This window comes from Actinacidiphila oryziradicis (assembly GCF_005047355.1).
GTDB classification, from domain to species: Bacteria; Actinomycetota; Actinomycetes; order Streptomycetales; family Streptomycetaceae; genus Actinacidiphila; species Actinacidiphila oryziradicis.
In genome coordinates this window covers 36,104-62,427 of the sequence record NZ_SUMC01000035.1, presented here as the reverse complement: position 1 = coordinate 62,427, position 26,324 = coordinate 36,104, and the positions used below count along the sequence as shown (strand labels likewise).

Annotated in this window: 21 protein-coding genes; 12 read left to right on the top strand and 9 right to left on the bottom strand. The window is 70.6% G+C overall.

Going from position 1 to position 26,324, the window contains the following annotated elements; genetic code table 11:
• The first annotated feature begins 120 nt into the window (after positions 1-120).
• On the top strand, positions 121-1,236 hold the full coding sequence (locus FCI23_RS30395) for a carboxylate-amine ligase (protein ID WP_136727153.1): 1,116 nt from the start codon (positions 121-123) through the stop codon (positions 1,234-1,236).
• Positions 1,237-1,438: 202 nt separating this feature from the next.
• Here FCI23_RS30395 and FCI23_RS30390 read toward each other — a convergent pair whose 3' ends face one another.
• The 5 genes from FCI23_RS30390 to FCI23_RS56800 all read right to left on the bottom strand — a co-directional run bounded on the left by FCI23_RS30390 (position 1,439) and on the right by FCI23_RS56800 (position 5,801).
• Entirely contained in the window at positions 1,439-1,957 is a 519-nt protein-coding gene (locus tag FCI23_RS30390) for a GNAT family N-acetyltransferase (RefSeq protein ID WP_211265520.1), read from the bottom strand.
• Positions 1,958-2,058: 101 nt separating this feature from the next.
• Positions 2,059-2,769, bottom strand: coding sequence for a hypothetical protein (locus tag FCI23_RS30385; protein WP_136727152.1), 711 nt, complete (start codon positions 2,767-2,769; stop codon positions 2,059-2,061).
• On the bottom strand, positions 2,766-3,344 hold the full coding sequence (locus FCI23_RS30380) for an RNA polymerase sigma factor (protein WP_136727151.1): 579 nt from the start codon (positions 3,342-3,344) through the stop codon (positions 2,766-2,768). Before FCI23_RS30380 ends, FCI23_RS30385 begins: the two co-directional genes overlap by 4 nt.
• Before the next feature lie 323 nt (positions 3,345-3,667).
• Entirely contained in the window at positions 3,668-5,515 is a 1,848-nt protein-coding gene (locus tag FCI23_RS30375) for an ABC transporter ATP-binding protein (RefSeq protein WP_246144195.1), read from the bottom strand.
• A gap of 124 nt (positions 5,516-5,639) precedes the next feature.
• Positions 5,640-5,801, bottom strand: a complete 162-nt coding sequence (locus tag FCI23_RS56800; RefSeq protein WP_169317003.1) for a hypothetical protein — start codon at positions 5,799-5,801, stop codon at positions 5,640-5,642.
• 331 nt (positions 5,802-6,132) lie between these two features.
• Between FCI23_RS56800 and FCI23_RS30370 the strand changes: the two genes are divergently transcribed.
• The 6 genes from FCI23_RS30370 (at position 6,133) to FCI23_RS30345 (ending at position 11,789) form a co-directional block, all read left to right on the top strand.
• On the top strand, positions 6,133-7,485 hold the full coding sequence (locus tag FCI23_RS30370) for a DUF1996 domain-containing protein (RefSeq protein WP_136727150.1): 1,353 nt from the start codon (positions 6,133-6,135) through the stop codon (positions 7,483-7,485).
• A gap of 256 nt (positions 7,486-7,741) precedes the next feature.
• Positions 7,742-7,912 (top strand): hydrophobic protein, encoded by a 171-nt coding sequence (locus FCI23_RS30365; RefSeq protein WP_136727149.1) that lies wholly within the window; start codon positions 7,742-7,744, stop codon positions 7,910-7,912.
• A 115-nt stretch (positions 7,913-8,027) separates the two neighbouring features.
• Positions 8,028-8,378, top strand: coding sequence for a PRC-barrel domain-containing protein (locus tag FCI23_RS30360; protein ID WP_136727148.1), 351 nt, complete (start codon positions 8,028-8,030; stop codon positions 8,376-8,378).
• 232 nt (positions 8,379-8,610) lie between these two features.
• On the top strand, positions 8,611-9,993 hold the full coding sequence (locus tag FCI23_RS30355; RefSeq protein ID WP_136727147.1) for a diacylglycerol/lipid kinase family protein: 1,383 nt from the start codon (positions 8,611-8,613) through the stop codon (positions 9,991-9,993).
• Between the two features lie 61 nt (positions 9,994-10,054).
• Complete coding sequence (locus FCI23_RS30350) at positions 10,055-11,476, top strand: NADP-dependent succinic semialdehyde dehydrogenase (protein WP_136727146.1); 1,422 nt, start codon at positions 10,055-10,057, stop codon at positions 11,474-11,476.
• A 70-nt stretch (positions 11,477-11,546) separates the two neighbouring features.
• A complete protein-coding gene (locus FCI23_RS30345) occupies positions 11,547-11,789 on the top strand; it encodes a DUF5133 domain-containing protein (RefSeq protein WP_136727145.1) in 243 nt (80 codons plus the stop codon).
• Positions 11,790-11,805: 16 nt separating this feature from the next.
• Here the strand turns inward: FCI23_RS30345 and FCI23_RS30340 are convergent, their stop codons facing one another.
• Complete coding sequence (locus tag FCI23_RS30340) at positions 11,806-14,130, bottom strand: SpoIIE family protein phosphatase (protein ID WP_136727144.1); 2,325 nt, start codon at positions 14,128-14,130, stop codon at positions 11,806-11,808.
• Positions 14,127-18,434 (bottom strand): HAMP domain-containing protein, encoded by a 4,308-nt coding sequence (locus tag FCI23_RS30335; protein ID WP_136727143.1) that lies wholly within the window; start codon positions 18,432-18,434, stop codon positions 14,127-14,129. The genes FCI23_RS30340 and FCI23_RS30335 overlap by 4 nt, the downstream gene beginning before the upstream one ends.
• A gap of 349 nt (positions 18,435-18,783) precedes the next feature.
• On the opposite strand from FCI23_RS30335, the gene FCI23_RS30330 reads away from it, so the two are divergent.
• Complete coding sequence (locus tag FCI23_RS30330) at positions 18,784-20,046, top strand: hypothetical protein (RefSeq protein ID WP_136727142.1); 1,263 nt, start codon at positions 18,784-18,786, stop codon at positions 20,044-20,046.
• On the opposite strand, the gene FCI23_RS30325 is transcribed toward FCI23_RS30330, so the two are convergent.
• The gene (locus FCI23_RS30325; RefSeq protein WP_136727141.1) at positions 20,018-21,127 is read right to left on the bottom strand and encodes a PP2C family protein-serine/threonine phosphatase; all 1,110 of its coding nucleotides are present in this window, start codon (positions 21,125-21,127) and stop codon (positions 20,018-20,020) included. The two genes, FCI23_RS30330 and FCI23_RS30325, sit on opposite strands and share 29 nt — an antisense overlap.
• A gap of 126 nt (positions 21,128-21,253) precedes the next feature.
• Positions 21,254-21,577, bottom strand: a complete 324-nt coding sequence (locus FCI23_RS30320; protein ID WP_136727140.1) for a 4a-hydroxytetrahydrobiopterin dehydratase — start codon at positions 21,575-21,577, stop codon at positions 21,254-21,256.
• A 650-nt stretch (positions 21,578-22,227) separates the two neighbouring features.
• Here FCI23_RS30320 and FCI23_RS60275 point away from each other — a divergent pair.
• The 4 genes from FCI23_RS60275 to FCI23_RS30295 all read left to right on the top strand — a co-directional run bounded on the left by FCI23_RS60275 (position 22,228) and on the right by FCI23_RS30295 (position 25,953).
• Positions 22,228-22,629 carry a BlaI/MecI/CopY family transcriptional regulator gene (locus FCI23_RS60275; protein ID WP_246144193.1) on the top strand — a complete coding sequence of 134 codons (402 nt, stop codon included), beginning with the start codon at positions 22,228-22,230 and terminating at the stop codon, positions 22,627-22,629.
• 3 nt (positions 22,630-22,632) lie between these two features.
• Positions 22,633-23,646 (top strand): M56 family metallopeptidase, encoded by a 1,014-nt coding sequence (locus tag FCI23_RS30305; protein WP_136727139.1) that lies wholly within the window; start codon positions 22,633-22,635, stop codon positions 23,644-23,646.
• 105 nt (positions 23,647-23,751) lie between these two features.
• Entirely contained in the window at positions 23,752-24,393 is a 642-nt protein-coding gene (locus FCI23_RS30300) for a DedA family protein (protein ID WP_136727138.1), read from the top strand.
• Positions 24,394-24,588: 195 nt separating this feature from the next.
• Positions 24,589-25,953 (top strand): MGDG synthase family glycosyltransferase, encoded by a 1,365-nt coding sequence (locus FCI23_RS30295; RefSeq protein ID WP_246144191.1) that lies wholly within the window; start codon positions 24,589-24,591, stop codon positions 25,951-25,953.
• Positions 25,954-26,324: the final 371 nt, after the last annotated feature.

Sequence of the window (26,324 nt, the reverse complement as noted above, 5' to 3'; positions counted from 1 at the left end):
GCAGCGTCCCGGTCGGCCCACGGACAGCCTCCTGCGGCTCACCCGAGCATCCGACATCTGGATGGCGATAAAACATACTTTTTAACGTTACTTGCTGGTAGCGCAGGGTAAACCCCATGCATGGTCTTCGATGACGTACCCACCGTCGGTGTCGAAGAGGAGTTTCTGCTGGCGGACTTCCAGACCCGGGCCGCGGTCGCCGCCGCGCCGGTGGTCGTCAAGGGCGCCCAGGAGATCCTCGACGACCAGGTCGCAGCCGAACTCTTCCCCAGCATGATCGAAACGCGCACTCGGCCCGTCGCCACACTGAAGGACCTGCGACAGGAGCTGCGGTGGCTGAGGTCGGGCGTCGCCACGGCCGCCGGCGAGGCCGGGTGCCGCGCGGTGGCGTCCGGTACGGTGATCATTCCGCCCAGCGGCCGGCTCGAGGTCACCGACCAGGAGCGCTACCGGCTGATGGCCGCCGAATTCGGCCCGCTGGTCACCGGCGACCAGAGCGCCGGCGTTCTCGGCTGCCACATCCACGTCGGCGTGGCCGACCGGGACGAAGCCGTAGAGCTCGGCAACCATCTGCGGCCCTGGCTGCCGACCTTGCAGGCGCTCGCCGCCAACTCACCGTTCCACAACGGCGAGGACACCGGATACGCCAGTTGGCGGAGCATGCGCTGGGCACAGTGGCCGGGCACCGGCCCCGCCCCTCTGTTCACCGACGCGGCGGCGTACGACGCTCTGGTGGACGCCCTCGTGAGCAGCGGCATGCTGATCGACCGCCGGATGGTCTACTGGCACGCCCGCCCCTCCGAGCACTGTCCGACCCTGGAGATCCGGGTCGTCGACGTCAACGGGGACCTGGACACCGTCCTCCTGCTCGCCGGTCTGGCCCGTGCCCTGGCCGCGGTCCTGCTGGCCGAAGCCCGCAGCGGCGAGCCCGCCCCCGACATTCCGGACCCCCTGCTTCGGGCCGCGCACTGGAGAGCGGCCCGCGACGGCCTGCGGGGCTCCGGCGTGGACCCGGCGACCGGCCGCCCGGCGCCGGCCTCCGAACTGGTCGGGCAGCTCATCCGACGCGCCGCACCGGCCCTGCACGCGGCGGACGACCTGGACGTGGTCCAGGGGATCTGGGAGCGCCTGCGTACGGCCGGCTGCGGCGCCGACCGGCAGCGCGCGGTGTTCCGCCGGCGCGATGATCTCCGCGATGTCGTGGACCTGTTGACCCTGACACCCGGCAAGGGCTGACAACCGACGCGGGGCCGGGAAGACGGGGGTCGGCCGTCTCCCCGGCCCCTGGACCGGTGTGTGGCCGCCCGGTGAGCACGGGGGGTCATGTCATGCTCATAACAGTTCAAGGGGCATAAAATAGTCTGCCCAATGGTCAATAGGTCTGGACCACAGCGGGTGAGACGTGCGTGTGGGAATGCGCGTCTGGAAGCGGTGCGTCTCACTGATCGTTTGGGCCCGATGTCATCCGGAGCTGCAGGGCAGGATGACGGGGGGCTTCGAAACCCAGGGCACGGTAGAGGCCGGCGCCGCCCTGAGTGGCGTTGAGATTGACCACCCGTACGCGCGTCTCGTCCCGGAACCAGGTGAGCAGCGCATCGAGGCAGGCGCGGGCATGACCGAGGCGGCGGCACTGTGGATCGGTGCTGACATTGAAGACATGTCCGTGCACCCCGCTGACATTGGCCGGGCTCGGAGCGTGCCGGTCGCACATACCCACCGCGCTGGAGACGACGCCGAGTTCCGGGTCGTCGACAACGAAGGCGGCGAACTCCTCCGGATGCCGGAGCCGTTCGGTGAACCACAGCTCCGCCGCCCTCCGCCAGGCGGAGTCGGGTCCGCCGGTCTGTACGCCCATGGCGTCGAGCATGAGTACCCGCAGATGCACCAGCGCGGGCACATCGGCGGCGGTGGCGCGGCGGAGCCGCACGGAGATGAGTTCAGTGGCGTCCATCGGCATGGGGCCATTTTCCAGGGCGGGTTACGCGAACGGGCCCGATATGGCCAATGGCCAATGACCGACGGCCGTCCGCGAGGCCGGGACGGCGTAGGAGTTGGGCCTCAGCCCTTTGCCGTCGGGAATGTGGCGGTGGCCAGTACGGAGCCGTCCATACCGAGCAGGCGGACGGCTGTGACGGCTGTGGAGCCGACCGCGTAGGGGCCGCCCCAGTGGCCGTAGCCGTGGGTGAGGGCGAAGGAGCCGAGCCCGATGGTGGAGCCGTCGGCGAGCTGGAGCTGGCAGCGGACCGGGCGATCGGCCGCGATCTTGTCGGCGTCCACGGTCATGTACACCCACGGCGACTGCCCGGGGTAGGCGAAGACCTGCCCCACCGGCTGCCCCTTCGCAGTGGTGAGCGCGGCGGCGCGCAGCACCGGGCCCGGGAACCCGGGAGCGGTCGACGACGCGGCGGGGACGTGGGCGTTCGGCGAGCTGCCGAGCACCCATCCGCCCATGCCCAGGGCGAAGGCGACCGCCGCGGCCGCGCCCAGGAGTGCGACCCGGCGCCACGCCGCGCGGTGCCGCGGCTGGGGTGGCAGGCCGATCCGCTGGAACACCCGGGCTTCAAAACCTATCGGTGGCTCGCGGCCCGGGATGAGGTCCAGCAGCGCGTCGGCCGCCAGCGTCATCTCACGGACGTGTTCGCAGCAGGCGGCGCAATGCTGAAGGTGTGCCATGACCGTGGCCCGCTCCCGGGCGGGCAGTACTCCCAACGCGAGCTCCGCGCTGCTCTCCCGGAACTGGTCGCAGGTGAACCCGCCGGCATCGGTCATGGCATGTCCTGCCGTGATGCCAGGCAGACGCGGACCTTCCCCATGGCCGCCCTGATCCGGGTCTTGGCGGTGCCGAGGGGTACTTGTTCGATGTCCGCGATCTGCTGAGCGGTCATTCCGTAGATCCCCGCCATGACCAGGGCCCGTGCCTGCCCGAGCGGCAGTTCGGCTACGGCACCGCGCAATTCCGCCGAGGCCTCGTCGGCGAGCGCGTGCCGCTCCGGCGTCTGGGTGACGGCGTCCAGCACGAACGCCAGTTCGCTGGGGTCGACCGGGGTGGCTTTGCGGGTGCGTACGGCGTCGATCGCGAGGTTGTGAGCGATGGCCGTCAGCCAGGTGCGGACCGATCCGCGGCGCGCGTCGTAGACCTGGGCGTGCCGACAGGCCCGCTCGTAGGTCTGCTGGGCGATGTCCTCGGCGAGCTGCACGTCACCGGTCACCGCGATAGCCACGCCGAAGATGTTGTGCTGGAACCGGCGCACGAACGCGACGGCGATCTCGGGATCGCCGGTCATGAGGCCTGCCAGCAGTGCTTCGTCAGGCATCCGCTCCAGGGGAACGCCCATGTCACGCATACCTCTACTACGTAACACCCTCCGGGAGGGATTGCCCAGCGGGGCCGCGATCGCCCGCCTCCGGCTTGCCGGCCGGAGGCGGCGGGACATGGCGCCGACGGCTCCCGACCGCCGGTGGCCGCCTCGTACCTGGTGATCCCGCCGTGTGCCTGCTCAGGAGCGTTACAGCGCCGACCACGACGGCGGCCGTCCGGCGCCGCAGACGCAGCCGGCGGCCCTCCCGCACCAGCCGGGTGCAGGAGCCTTGGCCACGCACCGGCACTCGCGCTACTCGCTCCAGGCGTCGTAGACGACGACCGGTGGCGCTCTGGTACTGGTACGGATCACGGCAACCTCTCCAGGGTCAGCGCGTCATCCGCCGGGCGGTGCAGCCGGTGCAGCCGGGCATAGGCCGCGTCGCGCAGCAGCAGCTCGTCGTGGGTGCCGCGCTCCACGACCCGGCCGTGGTCGAGCACCAGGATCTGGGTGGCGTCGCGGACGGTGAGCAGATTGTGCGAGATGATGATCGTGGTGCGTCCCGCCATCAGCCGGCGCAGCGGCTCCAGGATCCGCCGTCCCGACTCGGCGTCGAGGCCGGTGGTCGGCTCGTCCAGGATGAGCACGGGCGCGTCACGGATCATCGCGCGGGCGATCGCGAGACGCTGGCGTTGTCCGCCGGAGAGCAGTCGGCCGCGCTGGCCCACCAGGGTGTCGTAGCCCTCCGGCAGTAGCTTGATGAACTCGTGCGCGTCAGCGGCGCGGGCCGCTGCGACGACTTCGGCCCCGCTCGCGTCCGGCCGGCCGTAGGCGATGTTCTCCCGCACCGTGCCGTGGAGGACAAGCGTCTCCTGGAGCACCACCGCTACGTTCTCCCGCAGATCGCCGAGGCGCAGTTCCCGCAGGTCGGCCCCGTCGAGCCGGACCGAGCCGTGGGCCGGGTCGTAGAAGCGCAGCAGCAGCTTGGCGGCGGTGGACTTGCCGGCGCCGCTGGCCCCCACCACCGCCAGGGTCTCGCCGGGTGCCACCCGGAAGGAGAGCTGCGACAGCGCCGGCTCGGTCGTCTCCGGGTAGCTGAAGGAGACACCGTCGAACTCGACGTCGCCGCGGACCCGTCCGAGGACCGCGGCGTTGGCGGCCTCGCGGACCTGGGGACGCTGGTCGAGCAGTTCGATGATCCGCTCCGCGGAGGCGGACGCCCCGAAGAAGGTGTTGCTGAGGTGGGACAGCTCGCGGATAGGGCTGTAGAGCTGGCTCACCAGCCCCAGGAAAACCATCAGCCCGCCCAGAGTCAGCTGGCCCCGCGTCAGCTCCCATGTGCCGAGCCCCATGACGACCAGGGCGCCGGTCAGCTCGATGAGGTCGATGAGCGGGCCGAACAGGGCACTGATCCGCGCCGAGGCCATGGTCGCGCGGAACTTGCCGAGGCTCTCGCGCTGGAACCGGCTGTGTTCCCATTCCTGGCGGTTGTACGCCTGCACCAGGGCGATGTTGCCGAGCACCTCCTCGCTGATCGCGCTGATCGAGCCGGTGCGGCGCCGTCGCTCCCGTGACACGGCCTTGATCAGCCGGGAGAAATGCCGCGCCGCGAACCAGAACATCGGCGCGATGACAAGCGCGAGGAGGGTCAGGTCCCACCGCAGGTAGAAGAGCAGACCGACGAAGATGCCCAGCCGCATCACGTAGTAGAGCGCGTCCGCCACCCCGGAGAGGAGGAACGTCTCGACGGCGTCGACATCGCCGGTCACACGGGAGAGCACATCGCCCAACCGCCGCCGTTCGAAGAAGCCGAGCGAGAGTCCCTGGACGTGCCGGAACACTTCCGACCGCAGAGCCAGCAGGAAACGCTCACTGACCCACGTGGACGTCACGCTGTCGGCGAAGTTGAGAATGCCGGAGCCAAGGGTGAGCCCGACATACGCGAGGGCGATCGGCAGGAAGAGGCTCAGGTCACGCGGGACGAGCACGTCATCGATCACGAGCTTGAAAAGCCAGATCTCAGCGGCGTCGAAGGCCGGCCCGACCACGCTGAAAACGGCGATCAGCACCAGCCAGCGCCGACCACCGCGGGTGTAGGGCCAGAAGCGCCGGAACACCTCCTTCAGAGGGACCGGCGGCGCGGCGGCGACAACGGCGTCGGGGTCCTCGGCAACAGACAGCAACCGACGCAGCGCGGACCGCAAGGTACGCGTCATCTCAGGCGTCCTTACCGCTCACGGGATGACATGGCTTAGAGGCCGCGAGAACAGGTGGGGCGGCGTCTTGGATTTGACCGGGCCTGGAACCCGATCCCGGGCCCGGTCGGACCGACGAGCGCGGTCAGCGGTGGGAGTGGTGGTGGTGGTGGTGACCGTGGTGGCCGTGATGACCGTGGTGACCGTAACCGCCGTGACGCTCCCTGTCCCTCTCGTCACGCGACCTGTTGTCCCGCTTGTCGCCGTGGCCGCTGCGCGCGGGAACGACGTGGCTGAAGATTGCCATGGTTCTCCCCTTTCAGAGGAAGCGACTAGTCAAGATACGTTTCGAACCGGTAAATAGATGGGCGTTCCGGGAGATTTCTCGCACTGCGGCAGGGTCGGGCTCCACGCACAGTAATCACACTGGCGACGCAAAGTTTCCTGACCGGAAACGGACAGGCCCTCACGCCAGAAATCTTGAATTCGGTTGAGCAACGCCGCCTCCTCCGCACGTACGCGTGAGAGGTGGCCCGGGTGATCAAGCCGGGCCGCCTGTGCCCCACCGGATGTCCGCGCTCCCCGGCAACCCGGAGGCTCCGACCAAGCCCACCGTGGCCCGCAGAGAAGGATGTGTCATGTACACAGAGCACCGTCGCGGTCGCACCCGCAGAAACGCTCTCATTGCTGTCGCTGCGATCGCCGTAGGAGGTGGTGGCATCATCGTCGTCAATGTCGCCGCCAACGCGGCCAACTCGACGCCATCTGCTGCCCAGACCATCACCTGCCCAGCCGTGGAAGGCAGCCTGCCGGCGATCCCCTCGCAGGCACAGGCAGAGGTCACCAGCAATCTGCAGCTGCTGCAGACGCAGATCGCAGAGGCCAACAAGCGCCTGGCCTCCTCCGCCGGCCAGGGTGGCCCCAATTTCGTCAACAACGCGATCCTCGGTCCGCTGAAGGACAAGCGGGTCGCCACTCTCAACCGCATCGCCACCGCCATCGGCCGTAATGCCGCACGGCCGCAGGGCCTTGACGCTCTGGCCCCCTGCGCCCTCACCAATGCCGCACAGGCGTCCGCCAGCGCCTCCGCCACCTCCGGTGCCGGCGCGGCCAACGGCGCGCGCGCCAACGGCCCCGTCGCTGCCGACTTCGTCGACATCAAGTCCGTCACGCCCAACGTGGTGAAGCCACCGAACCAGGGCGGTGCCTCCAAGGGCTCGTTCATCGCCCGCTGTGGGCGCAACCAGAACAAGCACTTCAACCCCGACAACTTCATCGTGGCGCCCGGCGTCTCCAACGGCGCCCAGCACACCCACGACTACGTCGGCAACCTCACCACCAACGGCTTCTCCACCAACCAGACACTCGCCGCCGGCGGCACCACCTGCGCCAACAACGACAAGTCGGCGTACTTCTGGCCGGTGCTGCGCAACCTGAGCGCCAACGACAAGCCCGGCGCCGACAACAACACCGGAACGATCCTCACGGCGAGCAGCGTCACCATAAAGTTCAAGGGCAGCACCGTCTCCAAGGTCACGGCGATGCCCTCGACCCTGAAGATCATCACGGGTGACGCCAAGGCCCTCACGAACGGCACCGGCAACGCCAAGGCCTCCTGGAGCTGCACCGGCTTCGAGAACAAGGTCCAGCTGACCGACAAGTACCCGCTGTGCCCGAGCGGCAGCAAGGTCGTCCGTACCCTGGACTTCCCCAGCTGCTGGGACGGCGTCAACACCGACAGCGCCAACCACCGCACCCACGTCGTCTTCCCCGACGGCGCGGGCCAGTGCCAGGTGGGCTTTAAGGCCATTCCGAAGCTGGAGTACCGGCTCACCTACAAGGTGGCCTCCGGCGCGAACTTCGCGGTCGACAGCTTCCCGGACCAGAACCACAAGCCGGTCACCGACCACGCGGACTTCGCCAACTTCATGCCGGCGAAGCTGATGAACAAGGTCGTCAGCTGCATCAACACCGGCAGGAACTGCGGCTGACAGCTGCAGGCCGCACCGTCAGCGTTCGCCGGACGGGCCGGGTCGCCCCGGCCCGTCCGGCTTCGCGCCGGATGCGGTTGCTTCATGCGGACGGTCCCGCACGTACACCCGGCATTCCCCGTGGATCATACGGACCGTCATGAATCCGTATTCCCCCCGAACCGCCGATCCATAAGAGACGGACTCCCAAAAATCTGGTTCCGGGATGCGTGAGTGCCTTCGAGCGGGGCAGACGGATGCCAGGAGGTTGATAGATATGGTTCCCCTGCTTCTCGTTCTGCTTCTGGCCCTGCTGCTTTTCGGTGCGGGCTTCGCCCTCAAGATTCTGTGGTGGGTGGCAGTCGTCGTGCTTGTCGTATGGCTGCTGGGATTTGTCGCCCGCTCGGTGGACTCCGGTGGCAGGCGCGGACGCTGGTACCGCTGGTAGAAAGCTGTCCAGCCACGTCCAGCGTGTGGGGGCCCGACCAGGAAGTACTGGTCGGGCCCCCACACGCACGCTTGCGATGTATCCAGGGAAAAGCGCTGAAACGAAGGGCTTTACTGTGACGGACAACATATGGAGTTTCCGGCCGTCGTCGGGTCACCGAGGCGGTACCGATCTGAGCGGCTTCAAGGTCCAGGCCACTGACGGTCATATCGGCAAGGTGGACAAACACTCCGACGAAGTCGGTGCGGCATATCTCGTCGTCGAGACCGGCGTATGGATCCTCGGTAAGCACGTCCTGCTGCCTTCCGGCACGATCGCCCAGATCGACGCGGCGGCAAAGACGCTCTATATCAACCGCACCAAGGACGAGATCAAGAACGCCCCGGAGTTCGACAAGGAAAAGCACGCAGCCGACCCGGGATACCACCAGCGGATCGGCAACTACTACGGCTACCCACACACTTGAGGAGCCGCGCGAGCCTCCCGATGCCGGGCCGGGGCATCTCGGTACGACTGTCCACGGGCCCCCGCCTACCCGGAGGGCCCAAGCCGTAATCGAACGCCTCTGCCGTCCGGCTCGTGCCGGTCCGGCGGCAGGGGCCCGGGCGGCAGGGGCCCGGCGTGTGGGACACCGTCAGATGCCCCCGCCTGTCTCGTATCGACAGAGTGTTCGCCCCCGCGCCGGGTAGTCGGGCGGCATGGCACAACTCCGCGAACTCGATGTGCGACTGCTGGAACCGGTCGGCCGCGCCGCCGACTACGGCGCGCTGTGGCTCACCGGCGCGGCCGTACTGGGCCTGTCCCGCAACCGCGCCGCGCGCCGCGCCGCCCTACGCGGCCTCGGCTCGCTGGCCCTGGCCTCCGCCGCCGCCCATCTCGCGGCCACGCCGCTCCCCGGCGCCCGCCGAGCCTCCCGACGGCCCGTCAGGAGCCCTTCCAGGTACGGTGGCTCGGCCGCGGCTGCGGCCTTCGCGACCGCCGCCACCCTGGAGTCGCCCTGGCTGGGGGCCGCTCTCGTCCCCGTCGCCGCAGCAGTCACCGCCGCGCGGGTCCGCACCGGCTCGCGCTCCCCCCGGGATGTCCTGGTGGGCGTCGCGGCCGGCGCCGGCATCGCGGCGGCGACCTGTCGCTGGTGGCCGCTGCGGGTGGATGAGCCCGCCGAGTCCGCCAGGCCGAGCGTCCCCGTCCCGGCGCTGCCCGCCGGGGAAGGGCTGATCGCGGTCATCAACAGCGGCGCGGGCAGCGCCGAAGGCGTCGAAGCCGAGCTGCGCACCCTCCTGCCGGCGGCCGAACTGCGGATCTGCGAGACGGGCGACGACCTGCCGGAAGTGCTCGGCCAGGCCGCCAAGGACGTCCTCGACCGTGGCGGCGCGCTCGGCGTCGCGGGCGGCGACGGGACGGTCAACGCGGCAGCGGTACTGGCCGCCGAAGGAGGCCTGCCGCTGGCGGTCTTCCCCGCCGGCACCCTCAACCACTTCGCCGCCGACCTCGGGATACTGACCCTCAAGTCCACCGCCGACGCCGTGGAGGCGGGCTGCGGCGGAGGCGTCGACCTCGGCCGGGTCACCGGCGACGGCCCCAGCACGTACTTCCTCAACACCTTCAGCATCGGCGTCTACCCCGAGCTCGTCCGGGTCCGCGAAGCCCTGGAGGCACGGCTCGGAAAGTGGCCCGCGCTCGCCGTCGGCCTGGTGCGCGTGCTCGCCGACGGCAAACCCAGGAAGGTCACCGTCGACGGACAGCCGCGAAGGCTCTGGTTGCTCTTCGCCGGGAACAGCCGCTATGACCCGCCCGGCTTCGCCCCTTCCTACCGCCGCAGCCTCGACGACGGGCTGCTCGACATCCGCGCCGTCGACGGCAGCTCTCCCTTAGCCCGCACCCGGCTCATCGCGGCCTTCCTCACCGGGACCCTCGCCCGCTCCCGCGTCTACCAGGCCGCCACCGTGACCCGGCTGCGCATCGACGGGGTCGGCGAGGAGGGGGACTACGCCCGCGACGGGGAGGTGAGCCCCGCCGCCGACACGCTCGTCCTCGACAAGGCGCCGCACCTGCTCACGGTCTACCTGCCGCCGCCGTCATGACACATCAATGGCATCGCACGGGGCAGGCGAGGGGTGTCGTCAACCGGAGGGAATGACTCAGATGCCCATCGCGACCGTCAACCCGGCTACCGGGGAGACGCTGACAACGTTCGACGAGTTCGATCACAAGGAGATCGACAGCCGCCTCGCCCGTGCGAGGTGGGCCTTCCTCGATCACCGCAAGACCACGTATGCGTACCGGGCGGAACGGATGCGCCGGGCAGCGGATCTGCTGGACGCCGAGCGGGACAGCATCGCCGCGACCATGACCACGGAGATGGGCAAGACACTGGCCGCCGCGCGTGCGGAGGCCGCGAAGTGCGCCAAGGCCATGCGCTGGTACGCCGAGCACGCCGAGGAGCTGCTGGCCGACGAGCATCCGTCGGCGGCCGACATCGAGGACTCCGGCGGGACGGCGGCCTTCGTGCGCTACCGGCCGCTGGGCCCGGTACTGGCGGTAATGCCGTGGAATTTCCCGCTCTGGCAGGTCGTGCGCTTCGCGGCTCCCGCGCTGATGGCGGGTAATACGGCGCTGCTGAAGCACGCCTCGAACGTCCCGCAGACGGCCCTGTACCTGGAGGACCTGTTCCGCAGGGCGGGCTTCCCGGAAGGCTGTTTCCAGACGCTGCTGGTCGGCTCGGCCGCCATCGAAGGCATCCTGCGCGATCCCCGCGTCGTGGCGGCGACACTGACCGGCAGCGAGCCGGCCGGCCGGTCGGTCGCCGCCATCGCCGGTGACGAGATCAAGAAGACGGTGCTGGAACTCGGCGGCAGCGACCCGTTCGTGGTCATGCCGTCGGCCGATGTGGCCAGGGCCGCCGAGGTGGCGGTCACCGCCCGGGTGCAGAACAACGGGCAGTCCTGTATCGCGGCGAAACGGTTCATCGTGCACGCCGACATCTTTGAGGACTTCGCCGCCCGGTTCACGGAGGGCATGAAGGCGCTGCGGGTCGGCGACCCGATGGAGGAGACCACCGACGTCGGACCGCTCGCCAGCAAGCAGGGCCGCGCCGACCTGGAGAGGCTCGTCGACGAGGCGGTGGCCAGCGGAGCGACCGTGCTCTGCGGCGGTGAGCGGCCACGGCACCTGCGCGCCGGGTGGTTCTACGAGCCCACGGTGCTCGCGGACGTCACCCCCGAGATGCTCATCCACCGGGAGGAGACCTTCGGCCCGGTGGCCACGCTCTACCGGGTCGACAGCCTGGGCGCGGCGATCGAGCTCGCCAACGACGTCCCGTTCGGCCTCAGCTCCAACGCCTGGACCGAGGACCAGGAGGAGCAGGAACGATTCATCCGCGACGTGGAGGCCGGAGGCGTCTACTTCAACGGCATGACCGCCTCGCATCCGGCGATGCCGTTCGGCGGTATCAAGCGCTCCGGGTACGGGCGCGAGCTCGCCGGGCACGGCATACGCGAATTCTGCAACGTCACCACGGTCTGGTACGGCGCGAAGCCCGGCGACGGCGGACCGGCCGCCAAATAGGTGTGCATGCCCCGGCAAGAACGGGGCAGACGAGGCCTCGACCTGGTAGCCGACTCAAAGGAGTACGTAGATGCTGATGGCGCACCCCGCAGTCCTGCGCGGCCTGCTTCAGCGGTACGAGGCCCTCCAAGCACTCGCTCACGACCAGAGCGCCGACCCACACGCCCACCGCCAGCTCCAGGACACGGCCTACACGCTGTGCGTATCCACCGGCACACGGGACATCGAGGCAGCGCTGAAAGCGGCCCGGGAACAGCTGGAGCGGAGCTTCGCCGACGCCGACCCCGCGCTCCGGACCGCCACCGCGGCGTGACATCGCCGACGCGGGGTCAGTACAGATGAATGCCGATGAGGCAGGTGTCGTCGTCGGTGTCGGACCGGCTCTGGGCCAGCAGGTGGTCCAGCTGCTCGTCCAGGTCGGGCAGCGGGCCGCCGGCCGAGGCGAGGAGCTGTTCCAGGGAGCGTTCGACGGAGACGCCGCGGCGCTCGACCAGACCGTCGGTGTACATCAGCAACCGGTCGCCGGACACGAGGGTGAGCCGCTGCTCCTCGTAGGCCGCCTCGGCGATCGCCCCGAGGAGGATGCCGCGGGGCAGCGGCAAGGACCGGGCCTCGCCGTCGCGGATCAGCAGCGGCGGCGGATGGCCGGCCCGCGCCCAGCGCAGGACACCGGTCTCCGGGTCGTACAGGCCGCAGACGGCGGTCGCGGTGACCTGCTCGGTGAGGTGGTGGGCGACGGTGTTGAGCCAGCCCAGCAGCTCCGCGGGCCCGGCACCGGTGGTGGCCAGCCCGCGCAGGGCGTTGCGCAGGACGACCATGCCGGTGGCGGCCTCGATGCCGTGCCCGGCGATGTCACCGACCGCGAGCAGTACCTGCTTGGTCGGCAGGACGACCGCGTCGTACCAGTCGCCGCCCACCAGGTGTTCCTTCTCGGCGGGCCGGTAGCGCACGGCCGCCCGCAGACCGGCGGCGTCGATCGGGGCCGGGGCGGGCGGCATGATGGCCTGCTGGAGCTGGAGAGCCAGGCGGTTGCGTTCGGCGGCCCGCTCCTCGGTGTCGGCGAGCCGGTCGCGGGTCGCGGCGAGGGCGACCTCGGTCCAGTGCTGCGACGACACGTCCTGGAAGACGCCCCTGACGGCGAGCAGGTCACCGGCGGGATCGGTGACCGGTTCGGCGATGACGCGGATGTGCCGGACGATGCCGTCGGCGCGCTGGAGCCGGAAAGCCGTCGACCCGCCGCGGTGGCGGCGCAGCAGGGTGCTCTGGAAACGCCGGACGGCGGTGGAGTCGTCCGGGTGCGCGTGCCGGTGCAGCCGCTCCAGCGGGACCGGGGAGGACGTGGGCGTAAGCCCGTAGAGGGCGAACAGCTCGCTGCTCCAGGCGATGTCGCCGGTGACGAGGTTCTCCTCGAAGCCGCCGATACGGCCCAGGCGCTGGACGTGGTCCATGAGGGCGGCCAGCCGGGTCGCCTCGTCCTCGGTGCGCCAGCTGAGCAGCACCTCCTCGCCGTACCGGCCGATGCTCACCGCCGCGACGGCGGTGAGCGGTACCGAGCCGACCAGCGCGGCCAGGGTCATCCGCTCGGTGCGGAACGGCTCTCCGGTGGTGTACACCCGGAGTATCTGGTCATACAGGTCGTCGTCACGGGCGGCCAGCGGATAGGCCTCCAGCAGCCGCATGCCGATGAGGGAGACGCGGGCCAGGTCCGCCCGGCCGTCGAGGTGCTCGTTGACGTGCGTGATCAGGAAGTCGCAGACCTCCTCCCGGCCGTCGAAGAGCGGCTGGAGCACCAGCGCGGGATCGGGCAGTGCGTCGGCGAGACCGGCGAGGGGACCGGGGCCGCCGTCCGGTGCCGCGGCGAAGCCGGAGGCGTCCGCCGGAGCGGTGGCGAAGGTGTACGCGCACAGGTCGGCGAGCGCTTCGAGCTGACGGTGTTCGGCCGCGTCCAGCGGCGGCCTGGGGCCGGGCCAGCACATTTCCAGCACGCCGAGGACCCGGCCGCCGAGCCGGGCGAGCAGGACCGCGCGCGCTCCGCCGGTGCCGTCGCGTCTGCCGATTCCGGGTACCGCCGACGGCAGCGTTCCGTACCAGTTGGACCGGCCTTCGCCCAAGGCCCGCTGCGGCAGGGTGCCGACGCCGGGCGGCACATGTCTCCACTGTCCGGCTTCTGTGGCGGTGAAGCCCGCCTGGCCGGCGAGGCTCAGCGAGCCGTCCGGGGCGGCACGCCACACGGCGAGCGCGGTGCCGCCGAGCGGGGAGAGCGCCTGGGCCAGCAGTGCCTCGGCCGCCGTCTGCGGATCGGCGGACAGGGCGCCGGCCTCGGCCGTGCGCAGCCGCAGTACCGACGCGGAGTGCCGCCGGTCGCCGCCGGGCTCGGGCGCCCTGGCGGGCAGCGCCTCGGAGAGGCTGTCGTGGGCGGTGGCGTGCACGATGTCGGCGGCGACCTCCTGCAGTGGCAGTCCGGCCGTGTCGGCCAGCTCCCGCAGATACCGGGCGGCTTCGGCGGGGCCGCCGTGGCCGCGCTCGACCAGGATGCCGGTCGCGACGTCGGCCAGGGCGCGGGCGTCGGCGGACTCCTGGACGCGTCTCAGCTCGGTGCGCAACTGTTCGATCGTGATGGCCAGCGCGTCGACGCCGTGCCGGTCACCGCTCACAGATTGAGCCAGTGGTGCATACGGCCGACGAGTGCGTCTATGTCAACGGGCTTGGTGATGTAGTCATTGGCACCGGCGGCGAGGCACTTCTCCCGGTCACCCTCCATGGCCTTGGCCGTGACCGCGATGATCGGCAGGCCGGTGAACTCTGGCATGGCCCGGATGGCGGCGGTGGCGGCGTACCCGTCCATTTCGGGCATCATAATGTCCATGAGGATCAGGTCTATGTCCCTGTGGCGGGAGAGCGTCTCGATGCCCTGGCGGCCGTTGTCGGCGTGCAGGACGCGCATTCCGTGCAGTTCGAGCATGCCGGTCAGGGCGTAGACGTTACGGGTGTCGTCATCGATCACCAGGACATTGCTGCCGGCCAGCGCGCTCCGCTGCTCGGCGGCGCCCTGTGCCGCCCCGTGCGCCTCCGGCCCGGCCTGTGCGGCGACCAGGGGCAGGACGTCCGCCGGCCGATCGGCCGTCAGGTGCAGGGCGATGCGCTCGCGCAGCTCGTCGAGGCTGGGCAGGAGTTCCAGCGGCTTGGCCCGTGCACGGTCCCGTAGCAGCCGCTCCTGGGCGGGATCTAGCCGACGCGTGTGGTGGGCCAGCACCGGGACCTGCCGCATGGCCGGGTCGCCGTCCAGGGCGTCCAGGATCAGCAGGGCGGCCCCGTCGGGCATGTCCAGATCGAGGACCACGCAGTGGCAGGGTTCGCCGGTCAGCGCCACAGCGGCTTCGTCGGGGCTGGTGGCCGTGCGCACCTGCACGGGCCCGCGCGGGTCGGTGAGGGTGCGGCTCTCGGCCAGGTCCGTCACGACGCTCTCGGCGACGAGCGACAGCAGGCCCCGCGGCCGGTCCTCGACGACCAGCAGACGGCGCTGGGCCGGCGGCGTCACAGCAGGCGGCTCGGCCGCTTGCGCGGCCGGCGGCTCCTGCTCCTGAGGGGCTGTTTCGCCGGCTTCACCGACGTCGAACCGGGCGACGGGCAGGTGGAGGGTGAAGGTGCTGCCCTCGCCGAGCGTGCTGGACGCGGTGATCGCTCCGCCGAGCAGCTGGGCGATCTCCCGGCTGATGGACAGGCCCAGTCCGGTGCCGCCGTACTTGCGGCTGGTGGTGCCGTCGGCCTGCTGGAAAGCGCCGAAGATGGTTTCGAGCTGCTGTTCCGCGATCCCGATGCCGGTGTCCAGGATCTGGAAGGCGATGACCGGGCCGTGGCCTCGTACGCTGACCGGGATGTCCGCTTCGGCCGCCGGCGCGATACACAGCTCCACGCTGCCGGTCTCGGTGAACTTCACCGCGTTGGACAGCAGATTGCGCAGCACCTGGCGCAGCCGGGAGTCGTCGGTGATCAGTTCCGAGGGGACCCCGTTGGCGACATTGATCCGGAAGTCCAGGCCCTTCTGTCCTGTCAGCGGACGGAAGGTGGCTTCGACGTACTCCAGCAGCCGGCGCATCGGCAGGCGCTCCGGGGAGATGTCCGTCTTGCCGGCCTCCACCTTCGACAGGTCGAGGATGTCGTCGATCAGCTGGAGCAGGTCGGAGCCCGCCGAGTGGATGACCCCGGCGTACTCGACCTGCTTGGGCGTCAGGTTGCGGCCGGGGTTCTGGGCCAGCAGCTGAGCCAGGATCAGCAGGCTGTTGAGCGGGGTGCGCAGCTCATGGCTCATGTTGGCCAGGAACTCCGACTTGTATTTCGAGGCCAGCGCGAGCTGGTGAGCGCGCTCCTCCAGCTCCTGCCTGGCCTGCTCGATCTCCAGGTTCTTCGCTTCGATGTCGCGGTTCTGCGACACCAGCAGCGCCGCCTTCTCCTCCAGCTCGGCGTTGGAGCGCTGCAGTTCGTCCTGCTGGACCTGGAGCTCCTCGGAGCGGGCCTGGAGCTCGGTGGCCAGCCGCTGCGATTCGCCGAGCAGCTCATCGGTACGGGCGTTGGCGACGATGGTGTTGACGTTGACGCCCACCGTCTCCATGAGCTGCCCCAGGAAGTCCCGGTGGACCGGGGTGAAGGAGGCCACCGACGCCAGCTCGATGACGCCGAGCACCTGGTCCTCGACCACGATCGGCAGCACGATCAGGCTGCTCGGCGTGGCGGAGCCCAGCCCCGAGGAGACGGTGACATACCCGGCCGGCAGATCGTCCACGGCTATGATCCGCCTGCTGCGGGCGGCCTGCCCCACCAGGGACTGGCCCAGCCGGAACCGTACGGCCTGGCCGGAGGCGTCCGGGTGGCCGTAGGAGGCGATGAGGCCGAGCTCGGTGCCCCGCTCGCCGTCCTCGGCGAGGTAGAAGGCGCCGTACTGGGCGTCCACCAGCGGGGTCAGCTCGTCCATGATCAGCTCGGCCACGACGGCGAGGTCGCGGCGGCCCTGCATCAGGCCGGAGATCCGGGCCAGGTTGGTCTTGAGCCAGTCCTGATCCTGGTTGGCGCGGGTGGTCTCGCGCAGCGATCCCACCATCGAGTTGATGTTGTCCTTGAGCTCGGCGACCTCTCCGGAGGCGTCGACGGTGATGGAACGGGTCAGATCGCCCTCGGCGACGGCGCTGGTGACCTCGGCGATGGCCCGGACCTGGCGGGTGAGGTTGCCGGCCAGCTCATTGACGTTCTCGGTGAGCCGTTTCCAGGTGCCGGACACGCCCTCGACCTCGGCCTGGCCGCCCAGCCGGCCTTCGCTGCCGACCTCGCGGGCGACCCGGGTGACCTCGGCCGCGAAGGACGACAGCTGGTCGACCATCGTGTTGATCGTCGTCTTCAACTCCAGGATCTCGCCCCGGGCATCGACATCGATCTTGCGGGTCAGATCACCCTGGGCGACCGCCGTGGTGACCTGGGCGATGTTGCGGACCTGGTTGGTCAGGTTGGTCGCCATCGAGTTGACGTTGTCGGTCAGGTCCTTCCAGGTCCCGGCCACATTGGCCACCTGGGCCTGGCCGCCGAGCTGGCCCTCGGTGCCGACCTCGCGGGCGACGCGGGTCACCTCACCGGCGAAGGACGACAGGGTGTCGACCATCGTGTTGATCACTCCGGCGAGCGCCGCCACCTCCCCCTTCGCCTCGACCGTGATCTTCTGCGACAGGTCGCCCTTCGCGACGGCCGTCGCCACCTGCGCGATGGACCGCACCTGGCCCGTGAGGTTCGACGCCATGACGTTGACGTTGTCGGTCAGGTCCTTCCAGGTGCCCGACACTCCTCGTACGGTGGCCTGCCCGCCCAGATTGCCCTCGGTGCCGACCTCGCGGGCCACCCGGGTCACCTCGTCGGCGAACGCCGACAGCTGGTCGACCATCGTGTTGATGGTCTCCTTGAGTTCCAGGATCTCGCCCCGGGCGTCCGACCGGATCTTCTGCGACAGGTCGCCCTGGGCGACGGCGGTGGTGACCTCGGCGATGGAACGTACCTGGGCGGTCAGGTTGTCGCCCATGACGTTGACGGACTCGGTGAGGTCCTTCCAGGTGCCGGAGACGCCCTTGACGTCCGCCCGGCCACCCAGCCGTCCCTCGGTGCCGACCTCGCGGGCAACGCGCGTCACTTCGGCCGCGAAGGAGGACAGCTGGTCCACCATCGTGTTGATCGTGGTCTTCAGCTCCAGGATCTCGCCCCGGGCGTCCACGTCGATCTTGCGCGTGAGGTCACCCTGGGCGACCGCGGTGGTCACCCGGGCGATGGAGCGCACCTGGGCGGTGAGGTTGCCCGCCATGAAGTTGACCGAGTCGGTCAGATCGCGCCAGGTACCGCCGACGCCCGGCACCTGGGCCTGGCCGCCGAGGATGCCCTCGGTGCCGACCTCGCGGGCCACCCGGGTCACCTCGTCGGCGAACGCCGACAGCTCGTCGACCATCGTGTTGATGGTCTTCTTCAACTCATGGATCTCGCCGTGGGCGTCCACCGTGATCTTCTGCGACAGGTCGCCCTTCGCGACCGCGGTGGCCACCTGCGCGATGTCACGGACCTGCGTGGTGAGGTTCCCGGCCATCGCGTTGACCGAGTCGGTGAGGTCCTTCCAGGTGCCGTCGACCCCCGGGACGTCCGCCTGCCCGCCCAGCCGTCCTTCTGTGCCCACCTCGCGGGCCACCCGGGTCACCTCGGAGGTGAACAGGGACAGCTGGTCGACCATCCCATTGAACACCTGTGCGATTTCGCCGAGCAGGCCGTCGTCATAAGCGGGCAGACGGGTCCCGAAGTCACCGTCCCGGACGGCGGTGAGTCCCGCGAGCAGCTTCCGCAGCTCCACTTCCCCGACCTGCCCGGGCGGGGACGTCGCCCTACCACCCCGCCTCGGCCTCGCCGGCCGGTCCTCACGAGGACCCACAACCTCTGACATCTCTGAACCTCACCCTGCTGATCTCGTATGACCGGCCAAGATGAAGCCGCCGGCCCTGCGGGGCCGCCGCTTGCATCCAACATCCCAACGAACGTCACCGGAATGTTCTCATAGTTGTCGCCAGGCAAACATCCCGCGGTCAGGGGCCCGGGCGCGCCCGCCGACATGACGCGACCCCGCTCCGGCGCAGGTGCCCGACTCCCCCCGAGCACCCCCATGTACTAACTCAAAGTGACCGCATAAATACGGTAATTAGGATATAAGCAGTATTCCACACGCCTAAGTGCAACCTCCGCCCCCCAGAAACCGTCTTCGCGGGGAGACGCCCACCCGGGGATGGAGGCAGAGCATGGCGCGATGGAACATGGAGCTACGGGACATCCTGTCGCCGCGCGACGGCCGACCGCGCCGCCCCCGGTACCACACCGCACTCGCGGCATGGGCTCTCGTCTGGTTTCTCGCCGAGCTGCCCAAAGGCGGCTATTCCTGGCACTACTTCGTGCACGGCAGCGCCCTTCTCTTCAGCGGATCCGGCGCCTCCCCTCCCGGCGGCCTCCACATCTACGCCAACTACCCCGGCCTCCAAATCGGACCGGTGGCCTTCCTCGCCGCGCAGATACTGCGCTTCCTGGGCCCGGCGAACGGCACCTTCCTCGCCCAGCTGGCGATGATGCTGCTCGGTCTGCTGATCCTGCACACCGTGGAGCGCGCGGTCCGAACCGCCCGGCCCGGCTTCGCGCAGGAGCGCGGCCCCCTGCGCACCACGCTGCTCGCATCGGGCGCTGCGTTCATCGTCGTGTGGGCCTCCCTGGCCGTGCACTACTCCCACCTCGACGACGTCCTGGCCCTGCTCTTCGCCACCCTGGCCGTACGCGCCCTGCTCACCGACGCCCCCGCCCTGGCCGGGATCTGCCTGGGCCTCGCGATCGACTCCAAGCCCTGGGCGCTCGTATTCCTCCCCCTGGTCATGGCCGTCGGCCGGACCCGCCGGCGGCACGTGGTGGTCTGGGCGCTGGCCGTGGTCGCCCTCGCCTGGACACCGTTCGTCATCGCCGATCCGGGCACCCTGAGCGCCACCCAGTTCACGATCGTCAACGAGCCCTCGTCGGCACTGCGCGCCCTGGGCGTCTCCACGCCCGGCACACCGTCCTGGGACCGGCCCGCCCAGGTCCTCGTGGGGTGCGCCCTGGGGGCCCTGGCCATCCGGCGCCGCAGATGGCCCGCTGTCCCGCTACTGGGGGTGGGCGCCCGGATAGCCCTGGACCCGGGCGTCTACGACTACTACACCGCCGGCGTCCTGCTGGGCACCCTGTGGTGGGAAACCCTCGGACTGCGCCGGCCCGTCCCCGCCTGGTCCCTCGTATCCTTCGCGGCCCTCTACCTGGCCCCCCGGCTGACCAGCGACGCCGCCGTCCTGGGCGACCTGCGGCTGTGGCTGGTGCTGCTGCTCACGGCCGCCGTACTGCTGACCCCCGACAGCTGGTGCGCCGACATACCCGAGTTCGACACCCCGGAACCGGAACCGGCGGCCGGGCCCGCGTCCAGGCGTGATGACGGAGGCCTCGTGCCCCCCTTGCAGCGGCTCAGGTGCGAACAAGGCCCCCCTCGCTGAGTATTTTGCCCGGGTGCCTGGTCAGGAGGTGGGCAGGGGTGCGTTCTATGGCCAGGAGGGCAGCGTCATCGTCGAGCCGCTCACCCAGATGGGCCAGGAGGTCGCGGCGGGTGTGTTGCAGCAGGGCCTCCGGGCTGGACGTGTGCAGGGCGGCGACCCGCTCGATGAGCGGGTAGAAGTCCCCGGCGGGGGAGCGGGCCTCGATGACGCCGTCGGTGTAGAGCAGGAGCATGCCACCGGCTTCGAAGGTGAACGTCTCGGTGCAGTGGGCCGGGCCGGGCAGTCCGCACACACCCAGCGGGGGCGCGGGACAGCGGGAATGCAGGGCTGTGACCTGGTGATCGTGCAACAGCAGCGGTGGCGGATGACCACAGCTGACCATCTCGGCCTGCGAGCCTTCGTCGGGGATGTTCAGGATGACAGCGGTGACGAAGTGCTCACCGGCATCATGGTCCGTCTCGGCGGTCTCCTCCAGGTACCTGCAGACGCTCTCTTCCAGGGCGTCCGCCAACTCCCGCAGCGTGGCATAACGGTGGGCTCCCTCACGGAACGCCGCCAGCACCACCGAGGCCTCGCCGATGGACGCCAGACCCTTGCCCCGTACGTCCCCGATGATCACCCGCGTGGCCGCCCCGCCGGCGCGGGCGACCGCGAACAGGTCACCCCCGATCCTGGACTCGTCCTCCGCGGCCAGATACATCCACGCCACGCGCAACGGTCCGATCCGGCGGGGCGGCGGCCGCAGCAGCACCTCCTGCGCGGCTTCGGACACCGACCGCACCCGGGTCAGCTCCCGCTGACGCCGCTCCCGCACGGCGCAGAAGAAGACCACCAGAGCGGAAAGGACCATCAGGGCGCTCAGCTGCGCCACATGGTTCGCCGTGCTCAGCCCACCGTGGAACACGGCGGTGAACACCTCGGCCAATACCGCCAGGATCCCGAGCAGCCCGGTCAGCCGTGGCCCGGCAAAGGAAGCGGTAATGGTCGGGGCAATGACCAGCAAGGGGCCCAGATGGACATCCGCCGGGGAGCGGACGTCCGCCACGGTGATCGCCACGATCAGCACAAGAGGGATCACCACCAGCGCACGACCCGATGGCCATACCGGGAGCCGATTCTGCAAATGCTGCCAAACACCCACCTTTCGCTCCTACCCCCAGGCCAGACACGACACACGCCCCGGGACAACCCCGCGCGCGTACGCTCCTCAGCCGGTGGACCTGGCGGTGACAGTGGCGTCGTGGCCTGCGGCCAGGGCGGCGATCGTCGAGGCGAGGGCGGTGTCCTTCTCGGTGATCGCGCCACCCGCGTCATGGGTGTTGAGGGCGAAGCTGATCGTGCCATACAGGATCGTGACGCGGGCATGATGATCGGCCTCGTCCTCAGCCGCGGCCACCGCAGCGTAGAACGGCACGATGTCGGCGCGGCCTGACTTATAGGCCGCGGTCAGCTCTCCGTTCTCGACGTGCCAGCCGGGCAGCCCTTCCAGGGCCTTGGCGATCTGGTCATCGGTCAGCGGCGTTGCGGGCACGAGGATTCCCTTCGGACGGCCTGTTCCGGTCCGCCAGTGTCCCCCTCGCCGGTGGCCCGCCGGGCCGGAGACACGCCGGTTTCCCGGCGGGCGGCCAAGGCCGGGGCGAGGACGTGAAGTACCTGCTGATGGTTCTGGGGAAGCAGTCCGGCCACGAGGCCATGAGCGGGCGGCCCACCGATGGGTTTGTCCGGACCGAGAAGAACATCGCGGCGATGGCCGGCTTCATGGAGGCGGTGAACAAGGAGGCGGTGAACAAGGATCTCGCCGGACGGGCCGTACGGGGAGGCCAAGGAGGTGCTGGCCGGGTACTGGGTGGTCGACTGCGGTCGTCGTGCAGCCCCTCTCGGAGCGGCCCGGGGCCGGCCTGGATGATCGACAGCGGCGCGGGTCGTCCCGGACGGAGCGCAGGCAGGGCACAGTGCCGGCGAGGAGGCTTGCCGTACCGCCGTGCGGATCATTCCGGACAGTCTCCGCTACCGTGTGCGGGCCGCCCAACTGCCTGCGGAGTTCGGCCGCTTCAAAGCGTTCGACGCGATCGACGCGCTGCTCTGAACGCCATCGGCGGCCTGGGCCGCCCCCCGTGTCCCGTAGTAGCTTGGTCCTCCCGGCCGGGTGCGGCCGGAAGCCCCGCGGGAGAGGAAACCAGCGTGGACGGCAGCGTGGGCGGCGGCGCGAGCGGTCAGGGCGCAGCGGGGCGGCGGGCGCGCGGGGAGCTGGAGAGCGAGGTGCTGGCGGCCCTGTGGGCGGCCGGCGAGCCGCTGGAGGTGGGGGTGGTACGCAAGCGCCTGGCGGGTGATCCGGCGTACACCACAGTGCTGACAATCCTGACGCGGCTGCACGCCAAGGGCCTGGTGACCCGCAAGCGGACGGGCCGCAGCCACCGCTACGCGACTGTGCGCGACGAGGCCGGGCACGCGGCGGCGGGGATGCGGGCCCTGCTGGAGAAGGGCGGGGACCGGGCCGCGGTGCTCGCCCGGTTCGTCTCGGAGCTGCCGGCGGAGGACGAGCAGTTGCTGGAGCATCTGCTGCGCGGGCAGTCGGAGGGCTGACCCGTGCGGATCGCCGTGTACATACCACTGCTGGTGAGCATGGTGCTCGGACCGGCCGCGTCATGGGCCGGGCGCAGGCTGCCGCCGCGGGTCGCGACCTGGTTGCTGACCTGCGCGGGCGTCGTGGCGGCGGGTGCCTGGACGACGTCGCTGGCGCTGCTGGCGTTCACCCGGGTGGGGCAGATCCCGCTGGTGGCGGCCGAGGGACCGTGGTCCGCCGGGGTGCTGGCGGCGATCGACCCGGTCAGCTGGACGGTGGCCCTGGTGTGCGGGCTGGTGCTGCTGGCGTCGGTGCTGGCGCTGGTGGTGGTGTCGTGGCGGCGGGTGCGGGTGCTGGTGGGGGCGCGGCGGGAGTGCCGGGAGCTTTCCGTGGCCGGGGATCTGGCGGTGCTGGACGATCCGGTGCCGGCCGCTTTCGCCCTGCCCGGGTCGCCGGGGCGGGTGGTGGTCTCCTCCGGGATGCTCCGGGCGCTGGCCGCCGATGAGCGCCGGGCGCTGCTGGCGCACGAACGGGCGCATCTGCGGCACCGGCATCATCTGTTCCTGCTCGTACTGCAGCTGGCGGCGGCGGTCCATCCGCTGCTGCGTCCGCTCGCCCGCGCGGGCGCGTTCGCGGCGGAGCGGTGGGCGGACGAGGAGGCCGCCGCCGAGGTGGGCGACCGTCCGCTGGTGGCCCGGGCCGTCGCCCGCGCGGCGCTGGCGGTGAAGCGGGCGCCGCAGCCCGCGCTGGCGGTCACGGGTGGTCCGGTTCCGCAGCGGGTGCAGGCGCTGATGGCCCCGCCCGCTCCCATGCGGCGGGGCCTGGTGACGGTGTTCGGCGCGGTGATGCTGGCCTGCTGCCTGAGCGTGGCGGAGGCGACCCATGACACGGAGGAACTGTTCGAGACGGCGATGCAGGCCCAGGCCGTCGGCGCGCACCTGCCGCAAGGCCACCATCGGCCACACGACCACCATCGGCCACACCTCCATCGGACGCACCTCCGTCGGCCGCACCTGACCCACCTCGCAGGTGGGTGAGGGCCTTCATCTCCCATATCTACTACGTGTTGTAGAGTCAAACGCGAGGCCGCGCCCCCGCCGCGCCCCGCCTTTCCGCCCGCTTCCGCGAGGGAAGGTGGAGCAATGAACTCGGTCACCAGCTGGCTCGCGGGGCTCTCCGGTCCGGTGATCTACGCCGTTGTCGCAGCCATGGTCTTCTTCGAGGACGCCCTCTTCTTCGGCTTCGTCCTCCCCGGCGAGACGGCCGTGGTCCTGGGCGGCGTGCTGGCGAACCGGCACCACGGGGTCTCCGTGTACTGGCTCGCCCTGGCCGTGGTGATCGCGGCGATCGCCGGTGACTCCGTCGGTTATGAGATCGGCCACCACTTCGGGCCCCGGATTCTGACCACCCGCCCGCTGCGGGGGCACCAGGACCGCATCGGTGCCGCGCAGGACACGATCCGCCGCCGGGGGCCCATCGCGGTCTTCTTCGGCCGCTTCATCGCCTTCTTCCGCGCGATGATGCCCGCCCTGGCCGGCATCTCGCACATGCCCTACCGCACATTCCTGCTGTTCAACGCCCTGGGCGGACTCACCTGGGGCCTCGGCTTCACCCTGGTCGGCTACTTCGCCGGCTCCGCCTACACCCAGGTCGAGCACACCGTGGGCACGGCCCTCGCCCTCGTCATCGCCGGCCTTGTCGTCGTCGCCCTGGTGGTCTGGCATCTGCGCCGGCGCCGCGCCCGCCCGGACGCCGGGGAAACGAACGGTCCGGACGAGCCCTAGACGGACACGGCCCTTCGGCCCCAACCTGAACCGTACGTTCACGTGCCCGACACTGCTCGGGTGCCCGGTCGACAAACCGTTGACGTGTCCGATACGCAGTCTGCGACAACGAGGCGTTCCATTATTTCTACATCATGTAGTAGCTTCAGCCTTCGGCCCTCTCCGCGCATTCATCAGTCTGGAGGCTGATCGGCTGTGTCCTTCCGCGACAACCCGGTGGACAAGCATGCTATGGCGCATGCCCTTCCGCCGTCGGCCGCGACGCGGCACAGCCCCGGCCACGGCCCCGGCACGCAGCGCATTGTCATCATCTCGGCAAGCGTGGGAGCCGGGCACGACGGCGCCGCCGCCGAGCTCGCCCGCCGCCTCACCGCCTCCGGATTCGTCGTGGACCGGCACGACTTCCTGGACTTCCTCCCCGCCGGGCTGGGGAAAATGATCTCCGGCAGCTACCACCGACTGCTGACTGTGGCGCCCTCCGGCTACCAGCGGATCTACGCCGCCACCGAACACGCCGGGCGCCCCGGCCCGGCGGTGCGCGCGATGTTCCGCAGCACCGAGCGCCGCATGCTGCGGGCGATCACCCCCGACACCCGGGCCGTCGTCTGCACCTACCCCGGGGCCAGCCAGGTCGTCGGCGCGCTGCGGCTGCGCGGCCGCCTGACCATACCGACCTTCACGTACCTCACGGACTTCTCCGTCCACGCCCTGTGGGTCGCCCCCGGTATCGACACCCACCTCGCCGCCCACGCGATACCCGCCGGCCAGGCCCACGCCCAGGGCGCCGCCGGGGTCACCGTCACCGGCCCGGTGGCCGACCCGCGCTTCGCCCCCGCCACCCCGGCGCAGCGGCAGGCCGCCCGCGAGCGGTTCGCTCTGCCCGCCCACGCGCCGCTGGCCCTGCTGGTCGCCGGCTCATGGGGCGTCGGCCCGGTACGGCAGGCCGCCGCCGAGATCCGCGACAGCGGCGCCGCCGCACCCGTCGTGGTCTGCGGGCGCAACGAGGCCCTGGCCGACCAACTGCGCTCCGACGGCATCGAGCACGTGCACGGCTGGACCCAGGACATGCCCGGCCTCATGCACGCCTGCGACGTCCTCGTCCAGAACGCCGGCGGCCTCACCTCGCTGGAGGCCCTCGCCAGCGGGCTCCCCGTCGCCAGCTACCGCTGCATACCCGGCCACGGGCAGACCAACGCGGCCGCCCTCGACGAAGCGGGCCTGGCCGTATGGATCCGCGAGGCCGGCCAACTCGCCGCCGTGCTCACCGAGCTCCTGGACGGCCCTCGCGGCCAGGCCCAACGCGAGGCCGGCCTCGCTCTCCACCAGTCCCACCCCGGCCCCGCCGAAACGATCGCCGCCGCAGCCGACGACCTCACCACCACGCCCTCCGGACAGGGCCGCCGTCCGGCCCGGCGCCGCATCAGGACCCTGGCCGCCACCGCGGCCGCAACTCTCTCCCTGGGCATCGGCGCGCCGGTCGGCTTCGCCTACGTCCACCACGGCGAGACCGCCGTCCGGCACAGCGCGATCATCGAGAAGATCGAGGGCGTCGGCCACTAAGAGGCCGCGCGAATAGGTGGGGCAGCGTCGCGGGCCGATGGCTCTCGCCTGGCGGCGTTGTCGTCGGTCGACGACGCTCCGCGTCGCCTCCTCCCCCAGCTACCGCTGGGAGGTGCCCCCACCTCCGCCTTGCCACACTCGGCCCTCGGCCCGCTCCTTAACCCGCCCCACCTATTCGCGCGGCCTCTAAGCCGTTCCCGGCGGCCAGCCGGGTCGCCTGCGGCGCTCTCCCCTGACCCGCCCCTTCCCTGCTCCGTCCAATATGCGGCTGGCGCCGCGCGGGGGCCCCGCCCCAGACCCGCCCCCTACGCCCCGGCGGGCGTGGGGGGGACCCCCAGTCCCCAAACGCCGGACGGGCTGGGGTGCTGCCA

Excerpts from the sequence above, each read along its gene's own strand:
- FCI23_RS30395 (WP_136727153.1), top strand. The coding sequence starts at position 121 with ATGGTCTTCGATGACGTACCCACCGTCGGTGTCGAAGAGGAGTTTCTG.
- FCI23_RS30390 (WP_211265520.1), bottom strand. The coding sequence starts at position 1,957 with ATGCCGATGGACGCCACTGAACTCATCTCCGTGCGGCTCCGCCGCGCC.
- FCI23_RS30385 (WP_136727152.1), bottom strand. The coding sequence starts at position 2,769 with ATGACCGATGCCGGCGGGTTCACCTGCGACCAGTTCCGGGAGAGCAGC.
- FCI23_RS30380 (WP_136727151.1), bottom strand. The coding sequence starts at position 3,344 with ATGCGTGACATGGGCGTTCCCCTGGAGCGGATGCCTGACGAAGCACTG.
- FCI23_RS30375 (WP_246144195.1), bottom strand. The coding sequence starts at position 5,515 with ATGACGCGTACCTTGCGGTCCGCGCTGCGTCGGTTGCTGTCTGTTGCC.
- FCI23_RS56800 (WP_169317003.1), bottom strand. The coding sequence starts at position 5,801 with ATGGCAATCTTCAGCCACGTCGTTCCCGCGCGCAGCGGCCACGGCGAC.
- FCI23_RS30370 (WP_136727150.1), top strand. The coding sequence starts at position 6,133 with ATGTACACAGAGCACCGTCGCGGTCGCACCCGCAGAAACGCTCTCATT.
- FCI23_RS30365 (WP_136727149.1), top strand. The coding sequence starts at position 7,742 with ATGGTTCCCCTGCTTCTCGTTCTGCTTCTGGCCCTGCTGCTTTTCGGT.
- FCI23_RS30355 (WP_136727147.1), top strand. The coding sequence starts at position 8,611 with ATGGCACAACTCCGCGAACTCGATGTGCGACTGCTGGAACCGGTCGGC.
- FCI23_RS30350 (WP_136727146.1), top strand. The coding sequence starts at position 10,055 with ATGCCCATCGCGACCGTCAACCCGGCTACCGGGGAGACGCTGACAACG.
- FCI23_RS30345 (WP_136727145.1), top strand. The coding sequence starts at position 11,547 with ATGCTGATGGCGCACCCCGCAGTCCTGCGCGGCCTGCTTCAGCGGTAC.
- FCI23_RS30335 (WP_136727143.1), bottom strand. The coding sequence starts at position 18,434 with ATGTCAGAGGTTGTGGGTCCTCGTGAGGACCGGCCGGCGAGGCCGAGG.
- FCI23_RS30330 (WP_136727142.1), top strand. The coding sequence starts at position 18,784 with ATGGCGCGATGGAACATGGAGCTACGGGACATCCTGTCGCCGCGCGAC.
- FCI23_RS30300 (WP_136727138.1), top strand. The coding sequence starts at position 23,752 with ATGAACTCGGTCACCAGCTGGCTCGCGGGGCTCTCCGGTCCGGTGATC.